This is a genomic window from Legionella sp. PATHC035, from assembly GCF_026191115.1.
Lineage (GTDB): Bacteria > Pseudomonadota > Gammaproteobacteria > Legionellales > Legionellaceae > Legionella.
The window spans coordinates 820,109-842,743 of the sequence record NZ_JAPHOT010000001.1; the positions used below are offsets into that span (position 1 = coordinate 820,109).

The window sequence follows — 22,635 nt, forward strand, 5'->3', positions numbered from 1 at the left end:
TTTTCGCTTCCCCAATTTAACAGGTCAATAGAAACTATTTTATTCCCTTTAATTCACTCTTTGAAAAATATAAATGTGGTAAATTCGGATGACATTATTTAGTATTGTTTCCCTGTTGAAAATTAAATTTATAAGAAACAACCTTTGTAAAAAAATACGTTTCATAAATAAGAATATTTTCAATGTGATTTCTTATTTTGAGTTTATTACTACTAAAAAAGGACATTAGAGTAAAATGAATCAATTCATAATGGCAAATACTTTATTTTTGATGTTGAATCAGGCCATTGCAGGTAATCCTATTCTTCATTCTTTAGATAAACCGTTCCCAACACAAATTTCCACTCTGGGTGGCAGTGTGACGGCTACGTATACTTTTACGAATAATCTTCCCTTTGCATTTAAAAAACCATTTCAGGTGACACCAATGCTTTGCGCCTCTGCAACACAAGAATGCACTGCTCGTGAAGCCGAATTTAAATACCAGGATCAATGCACTGGTAAAAAATTACAGCCTAAAGAAAGCTGTACCTACAGCATTACTTTAACGCCCAATAGCATTGGCCGGAAAACCGTAATGGTAGCATACAGTGGGTATGACAATAATGTGGTGCACGTTCAACCTGCTTTAACAACCCTTGCTACAAACGGTCCTGCCGGTCTTCTGGGCACCTCCAACTATCCCTCAGCACAACCTTTGCCAAGCCAAGGATTTGCAAATACAAACTATACAGTAACCTTTACGTTTACCAATTATGATGCATCTACAGTCAGTTTTACTCAGAACATCACTCAAAATAACAATCCAAACCACCCCAATTTCTTAATAACGAGCAACAGTTGCATTCCCTCAGGCACAACTGGAACTTTGGCAAGTGGCGGGCAATGCAGTATTACGGGTATTTTCAATGCACCAACTAATGGCTCATTTACCCTAGCAGCTCAATTAATTGGTAACCTTAGTTCCAATACACTCAGTACATCAACCAACATCCAATCCGTTTCATTTAATCAACTCATCGGTGTTGATTATAATCCTAACCACTACACCAATAACTATCCCTTTAATTTTCATGATGTTTTTTATACTGGGACGCTCAATAACCCTGCAGCAACTAATGTGTATGCAGAGCTACAACAATTGCAAAATGCAGGATTTACCACCGTGCGCTCCTATCAAACAGAGCCTTATAGTTGGATAGATATTATTAATCAAGCCAATGCTTTAGGGATGAAAGTCATTTATGAGGCAGTGATCCCGCAACTCCCTAGCGACACCAATTACCCAGGATGTCCATTAGGCGCTCAAAATTATATTCCCTGTGCACAAGCCACATTAAATGCGGTTATTCAAGCAGTTACTCCTGCCGTGTTCAACAACACAGTTATTCTTGTTTTTGCTGGCCATGAAAATTATTGTAATGCGGGCAATACCGTTCCACCATGCACGGGGACTTCCAATGTGACTTATTTGACCACCGCGGTGTCGACTTTGCAAACGACACTGGCCGCACAAGGAGTGACAACTCCGGTAGGTTCCGCAGTTCTCAGTGGAAGTTTAGTTACCCCGAGCCCGGCAATTTCAGCGGATATGCAAACACTGATTAACTCTTATTCGCCAAATGCGCCTTTGGCCTTCGACCCATATCCCTTTCAATTCGGGGTATCCCCAGCAACCGCTGCGGTATGGACGCCACCTTTAAGTTCAACAGTCCAACCCACTAATTCACTCGCGTGGGATTACATCCAGGTCGTCGGTTCAACAACACCTCCAGCTTTACCGGCAGCTAATCCTCAACCATTTTACACTGCTGGTCGAGTCTTATTGTCAGCAGAGACAGGATGGGCAACAGCAGGAACTACCACGGGATATGCATGTAATTCCCCAGGCCCATGTGCTCCGTCCGTGGCTAATGCGTCTGCCTATTTCCAAACGCTTTATCAACTCGGTACCAGTAATTTTCTACAAACATCCGGATATAATATAGGTGTTCTTGCATTTGAGGCCTATGATGAACCAGCAAAAGCAGGTCCTACAGCAGAGCAAAATTATGGTCTTTTTGACTCAAGTTGTAATCAAAAAGGTCCAGGACTGGTTCCCAACAATACGATAGTGTCTGCTACGGGATGTCAGGGATTTACTAACGGTACTCTACTCTCCATTTTTGGGACTACCCCTCCGACTCAAGCCTCATTTACGGTGCAAATTACCTATCCATCAGGACAACATCCAACAATAAAGGCGACGATACCGGCTAATTCTGGCCTATCGCCCAATATCAGTTCGGTAACTCCATGGCCGCAATTCCTGGTTTATCAAGGGGCTCAAATTACAGTTTCTTCAGCGACAAGTGGACAATCATGTACCACTACAGCCACCGCCGTTACTGCATCCCCATCTTCAATTACTTTTGGGCCAGTGACCTGTCAAAATCCTCCTCCCAGCAGCATGGGGTGTTTTGGCTTAGGTTGCCAACTATCGAATCCTTTTTAAGATAGGGGTTTGAGAATTTAAAACATTTAATTTAGGAAAAACATTTGAAAAGTGTCGGGCCAAGGCCCGACTCACCCTTCATGACAACACCCCACCAATAAGCACCAAACTTAATAATTTATTCATTTAATAGGCATATCACTCAAATCGCTTCGTGTGCTCGCCCATTATTTCTTACGCAAACAAGATGATCAAGTACAGTACATTGTGATTACAAACTTGACCAAGTAGTGCAAAATGATGTATTATTGTTCCACTTGATTAAATAACAAGCATTTATAAGTGAGATGACAACATGCAAATGAAACTTTTTAAACAACAACCTTTTCCTAAAACCAGCCTAGAAGCTTTTGATATATTAAGCTCCACGGATGATTTAGCTGAGATAAAGAGTATTTTTTTTAATTTTATGCAATTAGTTAATATTAGGAATAGTGTTTTGACTTCTCATGCTCTTCCAAACTCAAAAGTATCCAATAATCAAGCATTTATCATGGATTTAGAGACTCGCATCAATAGACTGCAAAGAGCTGTGGCCGAAGATAAACCTTATCCATCTTTATATGGCGACGTTTGTAAAGTAAAAGAAGGTCTGGGAGTAATTTTAGGATATTATCAATCTGAGATTAAAAAAGGTCAGCCAATTGTAAGAAGGTTCCTGAGAGATGCTCAAAGTAGTTCCAGCCAAATTACAGCTTTAGCCTCTGAAGTTGCCAGAAATGAGCACCCTAACCTTGATAAAATTGACTCAAGGATGCTAACCAAATACACAATTAACTATTGTGCAACGGATATTATGCAAGATGATGTCGCAACGATTGCAGAGATTGTTCAAAAACCTTATTTAGCTGATCATAGCGATGATCCAAAATTTTCCTATGTTTAGTACCCGGTAATCATTGAGAAGTATCAAAATATTTTTTTGGTGCTTCTTAAACCAAGGAAGGTTTTGTTTCTTTCATTAAGTTTTTCGTAACGCAGCCAGGTACAAATTGAGTATGCTTAAAAAAAATTTGCTATTTTTTCTTTGTGTCACACTCTTCTTTCCCTTAAAGTTTGCCAACGCAACTCCAGAAGCAGTAAAACAAAAAATTAACCAAACAGTGACTGTATTTATGCAGCATCAACATGTCCCTGGATTAGCATTAGCTGTACTCAAAGACGGTAAACCGTTTCTTATCAAAGGATATGGCTATGCCAATATCGAAACTAAAGATCCGGTTAACACCAAGACCTTATTTGGTATCGGATCCGTTTCCAAAGTGATCACTGCTTTTGCGCTGATGACTTTAGTGCAGGAAGGGAAAGTGGATCTAAATCATTCCGTCTTGGACTATGTACCCAAAGCACCACAGAAGTGGCGCCGTGTCACCATACGACAATTACTGTCACACTCTAGCGGTATTCCCCAGCATCGTGGCCCCCACCTCCCCTGGATTAAAGTTTGGAACAACCTGGCTAAAAAGCCCATGCAGTTTCAACCGGGATCAGCAATTACCTATAATAATTTTGCCTTTGCTGTATTAGGGCGGGTCATTGAAAATGTAAGCCATCAAACGTTAATCAATTACTTATCCAATATACTTTTTAACCCTTTGGGAATGAACGACACCGGCTTGCCTAATGCACTCTTTCCTCCAAATTTAGCAACCGGATATCAAGCAGAAGCTGGCAAAATGATTCCTAGCCCCAATCAAAAACCATGGCAACAAATGGGAGGTTCGGGTGGTATCGTATCGAACATCAGTGATATGGCAAAATGGGACAATGCAATGTCTGCGGGAAAAATATTAACCCCAGCGGCCTATCGCCAAATGTGGACACCCATTTTTTTGAACGATGGTCAACCTGCCGGTCATAAAAATTGGGCTTGGTCTCTAGGATGGCAAATTGCCTCTATTGATGGCAAACGGATTGCTTTTAAAAATGGATCGATAAGAGGATATAGCAGTTGGATAGAGCGTCATCTTGATGATAAGGTAAGTATTATCATTCTCACCAATACCAATCATGTCCCTCTGAGACGCCTGGCTAAGCGCATCTTTATTCAGGTGATGAATGGTTCAAAATAAGTTCTACCTAAAGCTTCATGTCAAGGAGTGCGAGAGCAACTAAAAAGTTTTGCCTCCAAATCCGTAGTGCCTACTCGGTGTTTTAATATCATTCATTTTTTTCAATTCAGTCAGTTGTTGTATTGCCTGCGTTCTTTGTAAACTGTAATCAATCGTCGTATAACGTAGATGATTTGCTGCCCCTACTTTCAATAATTGTGCGTCACAAAAATTTAAATTCGGCATAATATCACCATGAAACGTGATTTTTTTATCTACAGAGGCACTACTCAATTGCTCCTCTGCCATTTCTCTGGTGCATTTTATGGCGCAGATAATGGAGCAGGGCAATACTTGAAAAGCGATTGCTTCATAGGCATGAAGTGGCCAACCCGCACTCAGCGTCATTGAGGACTTAAAAAAATCATTAATATTCCTTGTTTGTACCGTTTGCAGTTCATTTAAATCAACCACAATTTCTTTATTGTCAGTTGGAGTATCTTGCGTTCGTAACAAAAGGACTTCTCCATCCCCTGATCCAACATATTCTATTTGGGTAAAATCTGGTAGCGCAATGGCATAGATATAAGTCTCTTCATTATTGAGCGGAAAAATAGCTGCGCTTTCAATTTTGGTACTCATACAAATGCATACCACAGGATCAGCATCAACCGCTTTATCATCAATTCCTCGATCATTAATGTATCCTCGAGACTTGATGGCCTCTTTCCACCAATCGTTACCATAAGCTTTGATTCTTGGAACAAAACCTTCTTGAAAAATGAGCTCAGGTGGTCTGCTGTCTGAACGGAAGTAAATTCGTCCATGCACCTCAGAAGGTGCGCTTTTCTTATGCAATATCTCAGTAAATAACATGATGTTTCCTATGCTAAAATAATTACTTTATCTTTTCATGATTTCAAAATATGTAAGGTATTACTACCCTATATTGATAGATGCAATATATGTTTACTTATTGAATAAAAAAATCTCTTAGCTACAATAGTCTTTTTTTTCAGGCAATCATCATGGGATTTTATTTTAATACCTTTAGACAGCAACAAGGCGATGCAGCTTACAACCAACAACAATATGAAGAGGCATATAAGCATTATTCAGAAGCATTAAAAACTTTGCAATTACATGCTGCTTCTAATAGTTCTCGACATAACGATTTTTATGATGCTTTAGTTTATGTACTCTCGGAAATAGTGCATACCAAACTGATGATCATACGTCGTGAGACCGACAATTTGAACTTAGACGCTGTCGCTCGTTATTGGGATGATATTCCTAGTATGGTGCATGAAATGGAATTGATTTATAAAGAACATGTTATAGGACTATCTCAGTCCAATAGTAATAAAGAACAAGTAGTCATGCGCGTTAATGCATTGCTTGCAACAGTTTGCGAGGAAGTTAGTGATGCGTTAGTCGATCAACTCGATGAAAAAGAGCAAACAACGCTTATTGAATCCCAAGATGCACTATCAAAAGCGGTTCAGTGGATGAATAGAGCGATTGAGTTTCAGATAAAAAAAGAAGGACATCCTAACCTGCCCAGTAGTTTAGGCTATTTGAACTTACTTGAACGTCAATATAAAAAAACCGGAAATAGAGATAGCCTTCACATGATGTCCGAATTTATTGATAAGCAGAAACTCTTGGAGTTGACGATTGCATCAGCCCTGGAGAAACTCGAGCTACTTAGTTACGTTATAAGAATAGCTCTTGTTAATGGCCAGAATGTCGATGCCCTGGCCCTCGAGTGTCAAACCCTTTATACCAAACTTGATGAGGAAGAAAAAGAAAATGACATTTTGGATGACTTGCGTGCTTTAATTCAATTAATCCCTCAAGAGGAAGAGGAAGAGGAAGAGGAAAACGAATATGATGATCAATCGAATTCCTCTGAGAATGAAGAGACAAGCATGGATCAATCACTGGGTGATTTAAGCATAGACGGATTTAACACGGAAGATTCTTTTACAGACCTCGCAAGTGATATGCTTGTTGACTCTCAGCCTCATCAGACTCAGGGTATCCCTCCTTCTTTATCAACCAACTTGGGATCTTTACATCCAGTAATGATGCAAAATGATTCAACAAGCCAGGTCAGTGTGACTCAACCCTCTGGTCTCGTCGTACAACAGGGATTTTTTGCTTCTTCTTCATATCCCTCTCAACAAGTAGGGGATGAAATGCCTCAGAGCCGCGCCCTGCAATTGGCATTAAAAAAAATAGTCACTCACTCGAACCAATCGAGATTTTTAGCAAACCTAGTGTCTCTTATAGCAGATTTCTTTTGTAGATTTAAGGCTGATGGAATTCAAAAACAAAATGCGATTGTATTAGCTTTCGATCTCTATCAACACGTCATTAAAATAGATCCTGAGCATCATAGGGCTATTGAAAAATTAAAGGAATTATCCACCAACCACCAACCCTTGATTGGTTCATATCAGCACTTCAGTAATCCTCCAAGCCCTTTACCCACATCGCTCCAATTACCAGGAGCAAAAATTCGTTTTTATCAGGCGATAGAAGAATTAACCATTCAACTAGAATGCCTTTTAATGAATGATAAAGATAAAATTGAAGAAGCAATAAACAACTTGATCCACTTTATCGGAGAAAAATTAACCAGTGGAGTAATAACCAGAGTGCCAAGTCCGGAAATAAAAGAGCTTCTTATACAAACTTATTACGAGGAGCTTCAAGAATCAGCACCTAATACTATGAATCTGAAGAGGATTCGCTAGTTATTAAAACTTTATGCTCAAAACTGGAACACATCGAATTAGGTATTATGGCTGTAAGCGATGACTCTATCTTTGCCTGCCAGTTTTGCAGCATAGAGTGCAAGATCCGCAGCCTTTATTATTTCATCAATAGAAGCACCATGTTTAAGTGCTTCTGCAACACCGATTGAAATAGTAATGTGATTCAACGGCGTGCCTTTGAAGTAAATTGATATGTTTTTTATCTTTTCACGAAGCTCTTCCATTTTAATCACCGCATTGTTTAAGGTGGTGTTCAACAAGACGATAACAAACTCTTCTCCACCGAAACGTACGGAAACGTCACTTTCACGGAAACTGTCTAGTAATAACTTTCCTATGGCTTTGAGTATCTCATCTCCCGCTAAATGACTGTAAGTATCGTTAAATTTCTTGAAGTTATCGATATCCAACATCGCTACGCATAATGTCCTTTTTTCCCGGGCAATACGGATTAATTCCCGTGACAAAATGTCATTTAAATAACGTCGATTGTATAAATTGGTTAATGGATCATGTAATGACAACTCGCTCAATGATACGCGCAAGTTAATATTGGCAATGGCAAGCTTAACAATATTTCCAAAGGAATTGGCCATGTCTTGTTGATGTCGTGTTAATTTTCTGTCTTTTGGTGCAATGAGATGGATAACGCCGATCAACTCATTTTGTACCATAAGCGGTAACGCCATATATCCCCCTTGAGGGGGCGTATTATAATGGGCACAAGGTACTGATTTATTGGGATCATCTACTACATTAGTGGCTGCCTCACGGATTGAAAAGCAATCCATAGGCAGGAATATATCAGGTAATAATGGTTCTTTCCCCCACTGAACTACTGTTTCCATTTGCTTGATCGTTTGATTGTAAATTGATAACCCCCCACTTAGGTCAGGAAATAAATCTTGAGCAATTAAATGGATTCGTGGGTAAGCTTCTTCTGCGGTTATGCAAATTTGTAGTGAGCGGTTCAATTTATTTAATAAACTCTCATCATGCTCTAGCAGCTTCAATTCATTTAACATTTCCATCGTTTTTTCATTTAACTGTCGCATTTTTTCTTCATTTTGTATGCGATCACTTACATCCTTCATTTGCATAATAAAATTAATTGGCTCTCCCTGTTCATCACGGATTAGACTCGAGCTGACCATCCCCCAGATAATACTTCCGTCCTTTCGAATATAACGTTTTTCCATATGTGAAATACGCAATTCACCATGAAGAAGTTTATTCATGGCATCTTGAGTCATCAATCTATCATCAGGATAGGTGATTTCCAGCATACTTTTGTTTCGTAACTCTTCGTCACTGTAACCCAAGGTTTCTTGCAGCGTACGATTCGCATGAATACATTTTCCTTCGGGTGAAATAATGGCCATGCCGATAGGTGCATTTTCGATGGTATTGCGAAAACTCTCTTCACTACGTTTTAAATCGGACAAAAGATTTGAACTGTATATTTCCAGATAAAGTGATTTTAATAAAAATTGACTTAATTGTGCTGTTGCATAAATGAGCGTAATCACAAAAAGCAAGATCGCTAAAAGTAAAATCACTGACAGTGAGGGGACAATGGATACCGACAAAAAAATCAAGAGCACCCAAAGTGGTATCATAAATGCCATGTATGCGTTATGCATGGTTAGGAGCTTTGCCGCTGGTGCTCCAAGAAGTCCAATGAGATAAACAAAAATCGCCATGCGATGCAGCGGATCATCAACATAGATAAATAAGGCTCCTCCTAAAGACCATAACACTCCCGACTGAAAATTATTCACTATAAAATACTTTTTCCAAAAGGCTGGTTTAAATAAACCATCCTGCCTTTTTCGACGATGATATTGATATAGAAATAAACTTCTCGATACGTGATTAAAGAGGAACATCACCAAGACCCATATCACAATTAGATGCTTGTTATTCACTTGCTGCCAAATAATTGCAGCAAAAAAAAGGGTTGCAAAAAAATCTGCAATAATTAAAACATAAAATTTATTGTAGGACGCAGCTATAAGCTTATTCTCTATTTGATCGCTGTTAACGCCCGGGAAGTCCATATTGCCCTTAAGTATTTATCAATTAATAAGATAATAGTATTTATTTACAAAATATCCAAAAATATCCACGAGCTTTCTTTACAATTTTGATATAAAATTGACGATTATGAAATAATACCTTATTTTAAAAAAGGCAGAATATTCGTTCTCAGGTAGGTACAGCAATTTATTATCCATATTACAAGGAGCGTCCAATGCTAATCAAATTGATGCTTGGAGTTCGTCAATTTCAAGACGAATCGTTTAAACAAATGCAGGATATTTTTCAGCGATTAAGTTCAGGACAAGACCCTGAAATCCTATTTATTACCTGTTCTGATTCACGCCTGTTGCCAAATCTTTTAACACAAACGCAACCTGGTGATTTATTTTTCATCCGCAATGTGGGCAATATTATTCCACCCGCTCATGTTCCTTCAAGCGAAGCAGCCGCTCTGATGTTTGCCCTAAATGAGCTTCATAGCATCAAAGACATTATTATTTGTGGCCACTCTCATTGTGGCGCCATGAAAGGTCTTTTAGCTCCTAATCCAGAGGCATATCATCCTGCAGTGGCCTCATGGCTTAATCATTCGCATTCTGTATTGAAAAAAATCAATGACTCAAAGGAATCTTATAACGACAATTTCGCTTTAAAAGTGCGACATGCCACTATGCTCAATGTTCTGGCTCAGATGGACCATTTAAAATCATATCCACTCATTGCTGAGAAACTGAGTCGTAAAGAACTCACGATTCATGGCTGGTTCTATGAGTTTGAGACTGGTAAAGTACTGGTTTACGAACCCCAATATAATGAATTTGTTCCTTTACAAAAAGCAACTTTTGCTGTCTCAGCGCGAAGAGATAAAATCATTGAGCAGGTAGTCATGAGTTATCTGGAGCCTTTAACTAAACCTCAGACAGCTGAACAATATAAGCAGTTAATGCACCTCTTTTTACTCCTTGAGAAGGATTTAAAACCTATCTGGCAAGCAATAAAAAAAGAACTTACCCCTAAATTATGGGACGAATTAGGAGGATTATATACCAGTATTGAGGATCCACGATTCAATGAAATGCTAGATCAAGGTCGTCAATTTAAGTTACCTCATCTAAAAGATTTTCAAAAAAATATAATGGAGTCCCCAGGCTATCAGCACTATATGAGGCAGATAATGCGCCATTCATTCTTTATGCAATCAACTCCGTTGATGCAATCAATTCCTAAAGAAATTTCAGAATCAATTTGTCATTCGTCTCGCGTTAATCATTAAACATACGGGCCAGAATAACCTGGTCTTTATTGCTGATAGAATTTTTACAGGGCCATCATCAAAATTCTTAATGCCTCTTTCTTCAATGGAACCTATCCATTCATTTTACAAAATAAATTTTTTAGGCTACATAATATTAAAAGGAATTTAAATAGAATACTTATGAAAAAATGGACTGGCTTCTTGGTATTACTGGGAGTACTTATTCTTGTGGCTTATTATGCCATCGGTCTCACAATTAAAAGTACTTTAAATAAAAATATAAATTCGATACCTAAATCTTCCGCATTGAATGTACGTCTTCACGAATACCACAACGGCTGGTTTTCGTCTCATGCGATTATATCAATCAAGATGCATATTCCTGCGCAAACTACAACGGATAAAAATGGTGTCGCCAAAACAGAACCACCCGTTGATTTTGATATCGATATACCCATTCTCATCAAGCACGGGCCTTTTATAGTAACAAACTATGGAATACGTTTTGGAATGGGGATAATCACCACTCAACCTGAAACGCATTATGAAGCTTTTATTAATTACCTAAATAGAACCATATTCAGGTACACTCTTCCCTCTTTAGCCATAGAAGGCAAAATTGGGCAAAATGAAGGAGATTTTCAACTCTCTTGGGAGGGATTAACTTCCTTACTGAGCATTTCTTCCAATCTTGACCTTATTGAGGGTAATTTAGAATTATTAGGATTAAGTGGATCCGCCAATAACCCTGCGAACACACTAAGTAATGTGATCTTTAAAGTCGGTGAAATGACCTATGATTTTAAATTAAAACGTTACCATGACTGGTTGTGGTTGGGCCATTCGCGCTTTGATATTTCTACCATAGTAATCAATCTAGCTGGCAACCCGTTATTTGAACTCACCAGACTTAACTTTCAAGCGCGCTCTGATGTGAGTCATGAAGCATTGGACATTGACTTTAAACTGTCATTACAAAAATTATTTGCTAATAATCAAAACTATGGACCAGGAAAGATACATTTAAGTATCAGAAATCTAGATCCCGTTGTTGCGGCAAAAATCAATCAACAAGAATTCGACATGATGCAAAACAATAGTGACCCCAATATGATCTCGCTTGCATTCGTGAATGAATTACCTCAGCTGCTTGCTAAAGGAGCAGTCATAGAACTTTCTGAAATGGCATTGAATGTACCGGATGGAAAAATTGCAGGCAATTTTAAAATAACTCTGCCAAAAAATGAGGACAATGATTTATCTCAGATCATGCAAAAACTACAAGGTGAAGGCTCCTTTAAAGCCCCGATGGCGACGGTAAAAACACTTCTGATCGCCTCACTTCAAAACGAATCGTCTCCCAATGATACTCAAGCTAATCCCGTGACCTCACCGGTGTCTTCAACGAGCCCGACGCAAATTTTAACAAATCCTGATAATGATGCGGATAAAAAAGCAGATAAAATAGTGCAGGATTTAGTGAGTCAAGGTTTTCTAAAGATTGAAGGGACTGATTATGTCTTCACGTTTAAATTAGAAAACCAAAAATTTATCGTCAATGGAAAGGTGTTTAACCCTGCTCTGCTTAAATAATTGAATTTCCCTGATCAAACTGTGGAATCATTTGAACATGATAGAAAAGCCCATATGTCGGATGGATATGGGCTTGGAATTTTTTACATCGTTAATGTTGGAGTAGTCGCTGTAACGCCTGAAGAAGGAGGACACTCCCGCTCTATGAACCGGTCAACAAGCTCCGTCAAAAAACCAATTTTCTCCGACATAGGAAGATCTGTTGACATAACTCCTTGCGTAATACCCTGAAATATTTGACTAAGAGGGGATGATTTATATTCCGCCTCTGATTTTTTCCACTTTGGCATAGATTCTTTATAAAGAGCGAGGCCAACTCCTGAATTTATTGCCGAAGAGATGTCTTCTCTAGTTTCTTTTGGAAATACGCGTTGCAAGGGGTTTTCTTTTCCACTAGCAAGCTCCATCACTGTAACTCCTTCATCTCTGGAGCTCGATAATTTCGAATGATAGACCGAGGATTTGGGAGTAGAGCTATGTTTCCTAGAAGAAAAAAAAGTAACCAGGTCACTTGCCTTCTCGGTTTTAATCGGTACTACTATCGGCTGAGAATTTTCAACACCCTCAGATTCTTTTAGTGTCCCAACATCCTCAACATCCTCAACATCCTCAACATCCTCAACTTCATCCACTTTGTCAAGTGCTTCAGCTTTCTCAACCTTTCCTAGGTTCCTGATTTTCTCAGCATTTTTCGTTTTTTTATCTTTTTTAGGTTTTTCATTTTTTTCAGCTTTGTCACCTGTAACAGTTAAATCATGGCTTCTTTTAAAATTCACTTCCAGCCAATTGACCAGTAAAGAGGGCTTAGCAACGTGAATGCTGTGTTTATCATGGTCACACTCTTCTTGAATATTCCGACCCTTTTCAATATGAGGAACATGATTTTCAACAACAAAGAATTCTTTTGTTGCTTTAAATGGAGGTAGAATAGTCCCTGGGTAAGTGATGAAATTATAACCTAGGGAAGCCGCTAACAACATGATGGATGGACTTTCTTCAATAAGATAGTTTCGAGAGCGAGCACGCCATAGTTCAAGTTCATCACTTTTTCCTTGTTCGATATGACGCTTAGCAAAGTCAGTCGCAGCTTGCTCAATAGGTATCTTAAGACCATCTAAAATGCTATAAAGAGGCAGGATTTCATTTAATGATTGCTTAAAGTCATTTTGAGACGCCCAGGTATGCCAACGCATAATCTCAAAATTTTTTCCTTGTTTTAACGCGATTTCATTGATAATCTTAATTTGTTCATCCACCGATTTATTCGAATATTCGCGTTTAAAATCTTCTGGAGTAATATTCAAAGGAGCTAAAAAAGCACCTAAATTTGCTTCAAAATACGACTCACCCAACACTCGGGCTTGCATTTTAAGCTCATCCCGCTCATCATCAGCCGTGTTCTTGAGATTATGCCAGTATATTTCATCAGCAATTAAGAACGTTGTCTTACCTTGTGTACCCGATTGATTATGTGGCGTGTGATGCATCGCTACAGCTTCATTCACAATAGCCGCCAAATACTCCCCTGTACAAAATTCATTTCCTCTAATACTTAAAAGAACCAAGTTTTTTGTAGTCTTTAATGTGGGGAAAAAACTTTTACTATTATTTTTTTTATCGATTGAATCAAAACTCGCAGTAACAATGTTACCGTCTTTGGGACCTCTAACTTTTGGCATCTAAATATTCCTTAGCGCTTGTTTCTATCACATCAGTACGCTAACCATTTCATGAACCGACTCAAATACATTGTATATTTGATATTACCGCGTACTATTATTAATAGGGTTTTCTAAACTCTAATCACTTTGAATTATTCGACTAAAAATATAGCCACAGTATAATTCATTTTGAAAAAAAAATAACCATTTTTTCTGCAGATAGTTTATAATAGTCTCATTAACATTTTATTAAGAACAGAATATTTAGAGGACTTTTTTTCAGCATGTTGTAAATTAGTCTGTGAACATCTGTCCAAGCAACTTAGGTCAACAAAATCTTACTTAATAATGACCCTGATTTTCATTGTTAAGTTCATTTAAAAGTGGTGAAAAATGGATTCTGAAAAAATACAAGAATTACAAAAGCTCATTAATCAAAAGAATGAGGAAATTGCTCAATTAAATCGTTCTCTAGAAGAAGAAAGATTAGCATTTAAAAATGAATTACAGGCAGTTCATGATTATTATGAAAATATCATTGCTTTAATGCCAGGACACGTTTATTGGTTAGATAAGAATAATGTATTTTTAGGTTGTAACGATGCACAAGCTGCCAGCGCACAGCTGCAGTCAAGAAAAGATATTGTAGGTAAAACTAATTATGACATGCCTTGGAAAGATCAGGCAGAGGAATTAAATAAACTCAATACATTAGTCATGGAAACAGGCATACCGCATACTGCGGAGGAATATGCAGTCATGGCGAATGGAATGGGCATTTACTATTCGCAAAAAGTTCCTTTACGCAATCAAAAAAATGAAACTATTGGCGTTTTAGGTATTTCCCTGGACATCACCGAACGCAAAAAAATGGAAGTTGCCTTACGTCGTGCAAAAGAAAACGCTGAAGTTGCCAATCAGGCTAAAACTGAGTTTATAGAAAATATGAGTCATGATATTCATACTCCATTGAGTGGTATTGTCGGGATGTCAAGACTTTTGGAAGAGAAAGCAGAAGATCCTGAAAGAAAACAATATGCACGTTGGATTCATGAAAGCGGTGAGAAATTATTGGATTTACTGAATGGGGTTATGGAAATCGTTAAAGCAGATAATCTCCGGGAACAAGATGTCCACGAAGAATTATTCGAATTGAGAAAGAACATCAAAGATATCGCACATCTCGTTCAACCAACCCTGGAAATGAAAAAGATACAACTAAACATTGAAATTGATGATACAGTACCCAATGCAGTGATTACGGATGGGACAAAATTACATCGAGTTTTGTTAAATCTTGTTGGAAATGCAATTCGGTTTACAGACACGGGTACAGTCACAATTAAAGTAGAAACCCTTTCCCATGAAAACAGCTACACGCAACTTCGATTTAGCGTGATCGATACAGGAATCGGTATACCGCAAGAGCTAAAGAGCAAAATCTTTGATCGGTTCTTTCGTGCCATCCCCTCTTATAAAAGTCAGCACTGCGGTTATGGCGTTGGACTTCATGTGGCACAAAAGTACTTGAGTCTATTGGGTGGCGAAATACATTTAGAAACCGAAGTTGGAAAAGGTTCTACTTTCTATTTTACCCTGACCATGAAAGTTGGGTACGATGAGTTCAATCCTTCATATGATGGGACTCAAACGAATGCGCTACCAGGAGCAACTGCAGCGGACTCTCCACTTATTCTTCTCGTAGAAGATAATATTATTTCTCTTCATATGATTGAAAATGTTGTAGAACAGGCTGGGTATCAATTTTACTCGGCGATTGATGGCGAGCATGCTCTAGAGTTGTTAGAAACAAATAATTTTGACTTAATTATTACTGATGTAGGGATATCAAGTACTTTAGATAAAAATCTGGTTCAGTGCATTCGCGATCTGGAAAAACAAACACAGAAACATCCCATACCGATTATTGGCTTAACCACAAGCACCTCAGATGAGATAATATCAAAATATTTAGGAATTGGAATGACTAAAGTGTTGACCAAGCCCATTCATTTAAAAGCACTACGAGAAGTAGTTAATGGACTTGATTTATCCTCTAAGGAAAAATGATTTTTTCCAATGCAATGAAGCGGATTTCAAGGATCCAGTACACTTGTTCTCACTTAAGATAAGTTCTCCTGGGATACGTCATCCTATATGAGATAGGGACATTATGAATCGTATCCCTAGCCTAACCTCCTCAGGATGACGTGAAAGCCCTGACCAGAACGCTTCCCTACACTCACTAGCCGAATTACTTTATGGCGTTTCAAAATAATTCGTGTCAAATGGATAACAAACCCAAGTCAAGGTGGAGCCATTGTAATTCACTTCAAGTGTTGAAGTATCTAAAGAAGTTAAGGCAGGTTGTTTTTCTATATAACACACTCGCTTCGCCCCCTCTACGGTTACATAGTAATAAGATGTTGTTGTTTTATAATCAGCAGGGACATAATAAACATTGCCTTGTTTTTCCAATATAACGGGTTGTCCTGTAATCAAAATTTTATCGGCGTAGGAACTTACATTCAGTATCATCAACGCCAAAAAGGCTAATAATAATTTGTTCATAATCATTTCACTCCCTGAAAAGATGCGCGGTTATGCTTAATTATAGAACAAAACCCGACTTAATTTATTTTTTCACTACATCCTAATCACGGCACGAAATCGTACTTTATTTGCCATCATATCGGCAAAAGCTGTTTCCGCTTGGGTCAGTGAATATTGTTGAATCATTGGACGAATTCCCGTCAGTGCACAAAACTGCAATGTTTCTTCTATATCAATCGCACTCCCAGAAGCCCAACCTTTAATCGAGCGATTCGCAGAAATAAGCTGAGTCGATATGACCTCAATGGGATCATTAGAAGCGCCTACAATAACCAGTTGACCTTTATTACTTAGCGCGTCAATTAAGGGCGAAATTGATTTACCACTTGGTGCTGTTGCTAAAATTACCCGGGCACCACCCAATTTTTTTAATTCAACAGTGACATCTTGCTTGTCAGAGTCTATATAAATGTGAGCGCCTAACTTTTTGGCGAGGGACCCTTTGTCTGCTCCCTTAGACAGAGCAACGGTTTTAAATCCCATTTTATTAGCAAATTGAATTGCTAAATGACCTAATCCGCCTATACCCTGTATTGCCACTAAATCACCTGCACGGGCAACACTATGTCTTAATGCATTAAAAGTAGTGATTCCTGCACACATTAATGGCGCTGCCTCAGCAAAAGAGAGTTCATCAGGGATTGCAGCAAGCGCTTCAACCGGCGCGATCATATATTGTGCATAGCCACCGTCATAATGTAATCCTGTAATTTGATGATTTTCACATAAGATAAAATCTCCGTGACGACAGGGAAGGCATTGACCACAACGCGCTCCCGCCCAACCTACGCCAACACGTTGACCCGCTCGCCATTGGGTAACATTAGGTCCGATCTCATCAATTACACCTGCGATTTCATGACCAGGAATTCTTGGGAATTGAAGATTAGGCCATAAATTTTCCTTCACAAATACATCGGAATGACAGACTCCGCATGCCTCAACCTTGATACGAACTTGATTTGTTGCAGGCATCATTATGTCTCGTTCAACAGCTTCCCATTCACCGGATTTATTCACCTGTACGCCGTTCATCTTGTTCATTGTTCATTTCCTTATGTCATCAATAACTGACCGAATTAATTGATTGATTAAAAAATCCCTATACTCAAGTGTAGACAATCCTCACAAAATTTCATGAATCATTTGGATTATCAAAAAGGATATTCCCTAATGTTGTCGGGGTGTTTTGTGCTGCAAGAACGATTATAATCGCTTGAAAAGCGTTTGAATTTTGTACTGCATCCCATTTAATTTAAAAAGGAATCTTATGAATACTCTGGATTGGTTAAAAAAACTGATTGCATTGGATACCACTTCTCGCAATTCCAATTTATCGCTAATAGAAACCCTGGCCAATGCCTTGAATGATCATCAGATTAATCCTATTTTAATTCATGATGACAAAGGAGTTAAAGCCAATTTACTTGCATCGATCCCAAGTCGCTATGGTCGACTCGATGGAGGACTTATTTTATCTGGACATACAGATACGGTTCCTGTTGATGGGCAAACGTGGGATAGCGATCCCTTTCAGGCAACGGTAAAAGACGAAAAAGTCTTCGGCCGCGGGGCTTGTGATATGAAAGGTTTTATTGCAGTAGTCATGAATCTCATCCCGCAATTTAAAACACTCAATCTTGATTTCCCAATACACTTTGCTTTTTCTTATGATGAAGAAATTGGTTGCCTTGGTGCACCAAGCCTTATTGAGAGAATGACACAGCTCAATTATAAACCGCAAGCCTGTATTGTAGGTGAACCCACTTCGATGAAACCGGTAATCGGGCATAAGGGAATACAATGCTATCGTTGTCACATTCATGGTGTAGCAGCTCATTCATCTTTGACACCTCAGGGTTGTAATGCCATAGAACATGCTGCATCATTAATTACATATCTACGCACTATCGCGCATCACCTTAAATCTCAAGGACATCGTGATGGAGCTTATGATGTACCGTATACAACGATATCTACAAATCTCATTCAGGGTGGAAATGCGTACAATACGATACCTAGCTTGTGTGAGTTTATTTTTGAAATTAGAAACTTGGTAGCAGATAATCCCGATGAACTTCATCAACAAATTGTTGAATATATAGAAACTCAGCTGCTACCCACACTTCGTAAGGAACAATTGAACACCAACATTACTTTAGAAAGGCTTGCGAATGCTCCTGGGTTAGATACTCCCCCATCAGAACCAATTGTTCGCGCCGCTCAATTAATTTGTGACAATGAACAGCTGCTTAAAGTGGCTTATGCTACCGAAGCAGGATTATTTCAAAATGCGAAAATACCGACGATTGTTTGTGGTCCAGGGAGCATTGAACATGCTCATCGTGCCAATGAATTTGTTTCACTGGAACAATTGCATCGTTGCGAACAATTCATTGTAAAATTTCTACACTCACCATTCCTTAATTCAGTTAATTAGGTTCAAAAATTACCAGGAGAAAAGAGTATGATTATCCTATATATTCCATTCTGTGAAGAAAATGACTTGATAGAAAAGGCAATTTATTGGCAAGAAGTGCTCGACACCCAAAATATACTCATCATACAACATGGTAAAAAAATTAATTATCAATCCATGATGCAAGAGCCCCTTACAATCTATGTGCTGGCGCACGGTATTGATTATTTGCTAGAGCAGTTTCATCTGGCAAGTACTTTTCCTTATACCGATCGGACTACACTTCTTGGCATTGATAAAATCGCTGAGCGCTTTAACTCTGATTTTCTTTATCTGCACCATAAGATAAAAAGCATCAAACTTTATTTTTGCAATAATAAGGGCAATCAGAAATCCATAGCAGAGAAATTTCATCAGAATTTAATCTTGTTTCATGCATGCATTGATTATTATGCAGGAACCCTTTTTAGCCCTTCAACAGATAGAAAAAAATATTCCTGTCATAATGGCCAACGGCTCCCCGCTTCCAAAGTACGCCAAACACTATTTCTAAGTAGAGATGAAGATTCGCACGAGAGAATAAATGTCAAACAGCAAAGCAAAGCCAATTTCATTGATGACACAAAACATAAACACTTTGAGTTGATGATTCAAAAACAAAAAAAAATACGTCAGGAGTTATATATAAATCAAAGAAATATGCGTACTGTAGACTATGAAAAGACAGAAGCTGATGAGTTATGCAGAGCTTCGAGTTCTTTGAGATAAGGTACAGGAGGAGCATAACGACGATTTATAGGCATCGCAATACAACCTGCTTTAAAACAACCGAGATAAATAGAGATGATTTCAACACTATTAGGCAGCATAAACACAATACGTTCGCCCTCAAGTCCCGTCTCAGTTAAAAAATGAGCAAAACCATTTGCAATGTTTTCCAACTCGTCACAGGAAACACTTTTATTTGCCAATACGAGAGTGGGATTTTGCACACCATTAAACCTATTTGAATAAATTAAGTTTTTAGTGATCATAAAGATACCCACTATGCTTCAAGCAATTATTGTTATACTATAGGATAAATTTATTTACTCTATGTGTGAATTTACAACAGAGTGAATCTAGAAAACTTAATAAAAACTTCTTTACAATGCCTCATTGTAGAATTCAGTTATAGGGTTCATTATGCCTACCATTCGATTCAGAGAAACCCCACTAATCCGTGAAATTTTAACCATTTACAAAGACTTGCGAACGAAAGTCATGGAAAACATTCAAAGTAGCATTATTGAAGTTCCTGTAGAACAGCAAGGTTGGGGATACACATTTGGTCTGACCTATAAAGAAGGAGTTATCGAGGGATTGGAATATCCTCAGCCTGGTGGGTTATCAAACATAGCCAGGAAAATACAAGAGCAAAATCATTCAAAAAAAACTAAAAATAACTGTGATTTTTTCAACTTTGTTTACAATACGTGTTATCAGTACATTGCGGATAATCAAAACCGTTATTTTGGTCGCGCCAATTTAAATGATATTTCACATGGCAAAGTTATAGCCATGATTTTACTGGCCCACCTTTGCCGTCAAGCGTTGGAAAGACCCCTTGAAGAACAAGAACGGTACAAAGATAGAGTTCAGCGTTTTACTGTTGAATTACTGAAACATAAAGACATTCAAAGTACAAATAGCCAGGATGACAAACTGCTTTCGTGTAAGTCGGCTCTTGAGCGCATATTTTCTGCATCACAACAAGACGACTCTTCAGATCAAGAAAATAAAATTGATGCATATTATCAGCATATTGAAGAAGCAACCCAAAAAATAAATGAATTGCTTGTAGGCGTTGATAACTACTTGCTGCCCTTGTTTAGTGGCCAAAATCAAATTGATGTGATGCATTTGCAGGCTCTGTATGAAAGAGAAAATCAAACTACTCTTACTGCTATAGAAAAAAGAGTAATGCATGACCCATTTATCGCGGAACTATTTGGCCAACCTACGGCAGCTTTGCATAATGACAACTTTCTAACACTTTATAAAGGACTGGATTATCAATTCCCTAAAGATGGTAATTTTTTATGGGAACAGTTTGGGGAAGAACAACAAAAAAACTTGATTAATTTATTAAAATTACGAGATAAATTACACGTATTGCAAAATGAGCTTAAAAAACTGCATCATTTTGCCAGTGGCAACAAAATCAGTTATTTCAATGATTTTATTAAGTTGTCTGAACCTTACTTAAAGGATATTCATCATGTCAAAAGTGAGTTAAATGTTCGTTTAGAAAAATTCGAAGCAGATTGCGGTAGCGTTTATCGAAAACGAAGTAAATCCCAAAGCGCAACACGAAACTTATGGGAACCTTTTTACTTAAATAAACTTCCATTAGTTGGAGTACGAAATCATTTTATCACTACATCCCAACAAATTAGCGCAGCATTTGCCAACATTCCATTTGATTGCTTTGATGCACTAAAAGAATTCAGTAAGGAAGCTAATGAGATTTTAAAACGAGGGTATGCGCTATTTGGCAACGAGTTTGAGGTGGTAGATAGTGATTTTCAATCGGATATATCAAGGGCACAAGCAAAAGAATTAAGTCGACAAGCTGAGCTTATTTTAGTAAAACAAAAAAATATCTTGGCAGAATATGATGAACTTCTTCTGCAAGCACGACTGTCTTCTGATGAAACCACAAAAAAACTGGTCGAAATTCTTGAACGTCGTCGAGCTATTATTGCGCAAATTATCGAAGCCATTGAATCACAATCCACTGATATTGCTGAAGAAGAAGGTTTTGTTCTTGTTGAAAGCAATAGCCATGAAACTAAAATACTGGAAGAAGAACAAACTACTGGTTTTTTACAAATTATCAGAAACTATTTATCTCGCCCCTCAGTGAGCTCGCTTGAATACAATGCATTACGAGAACAGCTGGAAAAGCAAGGCATTGAATTAAGCGAAGCCCGAAAAAGAAATGAGAGTGTCCAACAAGACAATCAAAGAAAAGATGAGTTGATTGTACAACAAGGCCTAGAAATTAAAGCATTGGGTGCCGAAATTGAAAAAAGAGAGGGACAATTAAAGCTGCTCGCAGGTATTGCAAATATCCCCAGGCTTGATGCGCATAATTCGCAATTACTCATTAAGCGCATTACCAACAACCAAACTGCGCAAGTAAACGAATTATTAACTTTAGTAAAAAACATGGAGGCCATCATCCAACAAGGAAGAAATTATGAAATAGCTTATGAGTCAAAAGCAAGCCAGTACGATAACTCACTCTTTTTTAGTCATAATAATAATGGTAAAAATCATGCACGCAAGGTGATGAATGAGTGGATAAATCATCTGTACGCCATTACGAATCAAGTCATTACCGAAGCATTAGAAAATAAAGATCCTATGAATGCAGAGAAAATGATTGGGATCAGGAAATTTCTCTCAGACACCATAGTCGCTTCAATGAATGATTTAATCACTACTGAAAATTACAGCAGTTATAAGCAACATTCGTTTCGAAATTATCTTCGTTATTTTCATCAACAGCTAATTGTTGATGGACAATTAAAAGAGACATTAGAGGATGAACCAGCGCTAATAAAAGACGTTGATGCAATTTTTGCAACAGTGAATAATTCGTTCAATAAAGAGGAATTAGAAGAATTCGAAATGGCACTACAGAATCAAGGTGAATCCTTCTGTCTCTAAGTCGAT

At 38.1% G+C, this 22,635-nt stretch carries 16 protein-coding genes; 10 read left to right on the forward strand and 6 right to left on the reverse strand.

From position 1 onward, the window contains the following. Positions 1–235 precede the first annotated feature (235 nt). The 3 genes from OQJ13_RS03670 (at position 236) to OQJ13_RS03680 (ending at position 4,566) form a co-directional block, all read left to right on the forward strand. Positions 236–2,494: a hypothetical protein gene (locus OQJ13_RS03670; RefSeq protein ID WP_265709254.1), complete on the forward strand. Its 2,259-nt coding sequence runs from the start codon at positions 236–238 to the stop codon at positions 2,492–2,494. Positions 2,495–2,789: 295 nt separating this feature from the next. After that, on the forward strand, positions 2,790–3,380 hold the full coding sequence (locus OQJ13_RS03675; RefSeq protein WP_265709256.1) for a hypothetical protein: 591 nt from the start codon (positions 2,790–2,792) through the stop codon (positions 3,378–3,380). Between the two features lie 112 nt (positions 3,381–3,492). Further along, positions 3,493–4,566 (forward strand): serine hydrolase domain-containing protein, encoded by a 1,074-nt coding sequence (locus tag OQJ13_RS03680; protein ID WP_265709257.1) that lies wholly within the window; start codon positions 3,493–3,495, stop codon positions 4,564–4,566. A 39-nt stretch (positions 4,567–4,605) separates the two neighbouring features. On the opposite strand, the gene OQJ13_RS03685 is transcribed toward OQJ13_RS03680, so the two are convergent. Beyond that, a complete protein-coding gene (locus OQJ13_RS03685; RefSeq protein WP_265709259.1) occupies positions 4,606–5,421 on the reverse strand; it encodes a hypothetical protein in 816 nt (271 codons plus the stop codon). Between the two features lie 152 nt (positions 5,422–5,573). On the opposite strand from OQJ13_RS03685, the gene OQJ13_RS03690 reads away from it, so the two are divergent. Next, the gene (locus OQJ13_RS03690; RefSeq protein WP_265709260.1) at positions 5,574–7,307 is read left to right on the forward strand and encodes a hypothetical protein; all 1,734 of its coding nucleotides are present in this window, start codon (positions 5,574–5,576) and stop codon (positions 7,305–7,307) included. A 38-nt stretch (positions 7,308–7,345) separates the two neighbouring features. Here the strand turns inward: OQJ13_RS03690 and OQJ13_RS03695 are convergent, their stop codons facing one another. After that, complete coding sequence (locus OQJ13_RS03695) at positions 7,346–9,388, reverse strand: diguanylate cyclase (protein ID WP_265709262.1); 2,043 nt, start codon at positions 9,386–9,388, stop codon at positions 7,346–7,348. 194 nt (positions 9,389–9,582) lie between these two features. Here OQJ13_RS03695 and OQJ13_RS03700 point away from each other — a divergent pair, with 194 nt between their 5' ends. After that, the gene (locus OQJ13_RS03700; RefSeq protein ID WP_265709264.1) at positions 9,583–10,644 is read left to right on the forward strand and encodes a carbonic anhydrase; all 1,062 of its coding nucleotides are present in this window, start codon (positions 9,583–9,585) and stop codon (positions 10,642–10,644) included. A 162-nt stretch (positions 10,645–10,806) separates the two neighbouring features. Continuing rightward, a complete protein-coding gene (locus OQJ13_RS03705) occupies positions 10,807–12,219 on the forward strand; it encodes a YdgA family protein (RefSeq protein ID WP_265709265.1) in 1,413 nt (470 codons plus the stop codon). Positions 12,220–12,302: 83 nt separating this feature from the next. Here the strand turns inward: OQJ13_RS03705 and OQJ13_RS03710 are convergent, their stop codons facing one another. Beyond that, the gene (locus OQJ13_RS03710; RefSeq protein WP_265709266.1) at positions 12,303–13,898 is read right to left on the reverse strand and encodes a hypothetical protein; all 1,596 of its coding nucleotides are present in this window, start codon (positions 13,896–13,898) and stop codon (positions 12,303–12,305) included. Positions 13,899–14,273: 375 nt separating this feature from the next. Between OQJ13_RS03710 and OQJ13_RS03715 the strand changes: the two genes are divergently transcribed. Next, positions 14,274–15,950: an ATP-binding protein gene (locus OQJ13_RS03715; protein WP_265709267.1), complete on the forward strand. Its 1,677-nt coding sequence runs from the start codon at positions 14,274–14,276 to the stop codon at positions 15,948–15,950. 189 nt (positions 15,951–16,139) lie between these two features. Here OQJ13_RS03715 and OQJ13_RS03720 read toward each other — a convergent pair whose 3' ends face one another. Together OQJ13_RS03720 and OQJ13_RS03725 are read right to left on the reverse strand one after the other, a co-directional pair. Further along, positions 16,140–16,451, reverse strand: a complete 312-nt coding sequence (locus tag OQJ13_RS03720; RefSeq protein ID WP_265709268.1) for a hypothetical protein — start codon at positions 16,449–16,451, stop codon at positions 16,140–16,142. Between the two features lie 75 nt (positions 16,452–16,526). Continuing rightward, a complete protein-coding gene (locus OQJ13_RS03725; protein ID WP_265709269.1) occupies positions 16,527–17,537 on the reverse strand; it encodes an alcohol dehydrogenase in 1,011 nt (336 codons plus the stop codon). A 226-nt stretch (positions 17,538–17,763) separates the two neighbouring features. Between OQJ13_RS03725 and argE the strand changes: the two genes are divergently transcribed. Continuing rightward, positions 17,764–18,933 carry an acetylornithine deacetylase gene (argE, locus tag OQJ13_RS03730; RefSeq protein WP_265709271.1) on the forward strand — a complete coding sequence of 390 codons (1,170 nt, stop codon included), beginning with the start codon at positions 17,764–17,766 and terminating at the stop codon, positions 18,931–18,933. A gap of 27 nt (positions 18,934–18,960) precedes the next feature. Continuing rightward, positions 18,961–19,680 (forward strand): hypothetical protein, encoded by a 720-nt coding sequence (locus OQJ13_RS03735; RefSeq protein WP_265709272.1) that lies wholly within the window; start codon positions 18,961–18,963, stop codon positions 19,678–19,680. Here OQJ13_RS03735 and OQJ13_RS03740 read toward each other — a convergent pair. Further along, the gene (locus OQJ13_RS03740) at positions 19,626–19,946 is read right to left on the reverse strand and encodes an AMP-binding protein (RefSeq protein WP_265709273.1); all 321 of its coding nucleotides are present in this window, start codon (positions 19,944–19,946) and stop codon (positions 19,626–19,628) included. The two genes, OQJ13_RS03735 and OQJ13_RS03740, sit on opposite strands and share 55 nt — an antisense overlap. A gap of 151 nt (positions 19,947–20,097) precedes the next feature. Between OQJ13_RS03740 and OQJ13_RS03745 the strand changes: the two genes are divergently transcribed. After that, entirely contained in the window at positions 20,098–22,629 is a 2,532-nt protein-coding gene (locus OQJ13_RS03745) for a hypothetical protein (RefSeq protein ID WP_265709275.1), read from the forward strand. The last annotated feature ends 6 nt before the right edge of the window (positions 22,630–22,635 follow it).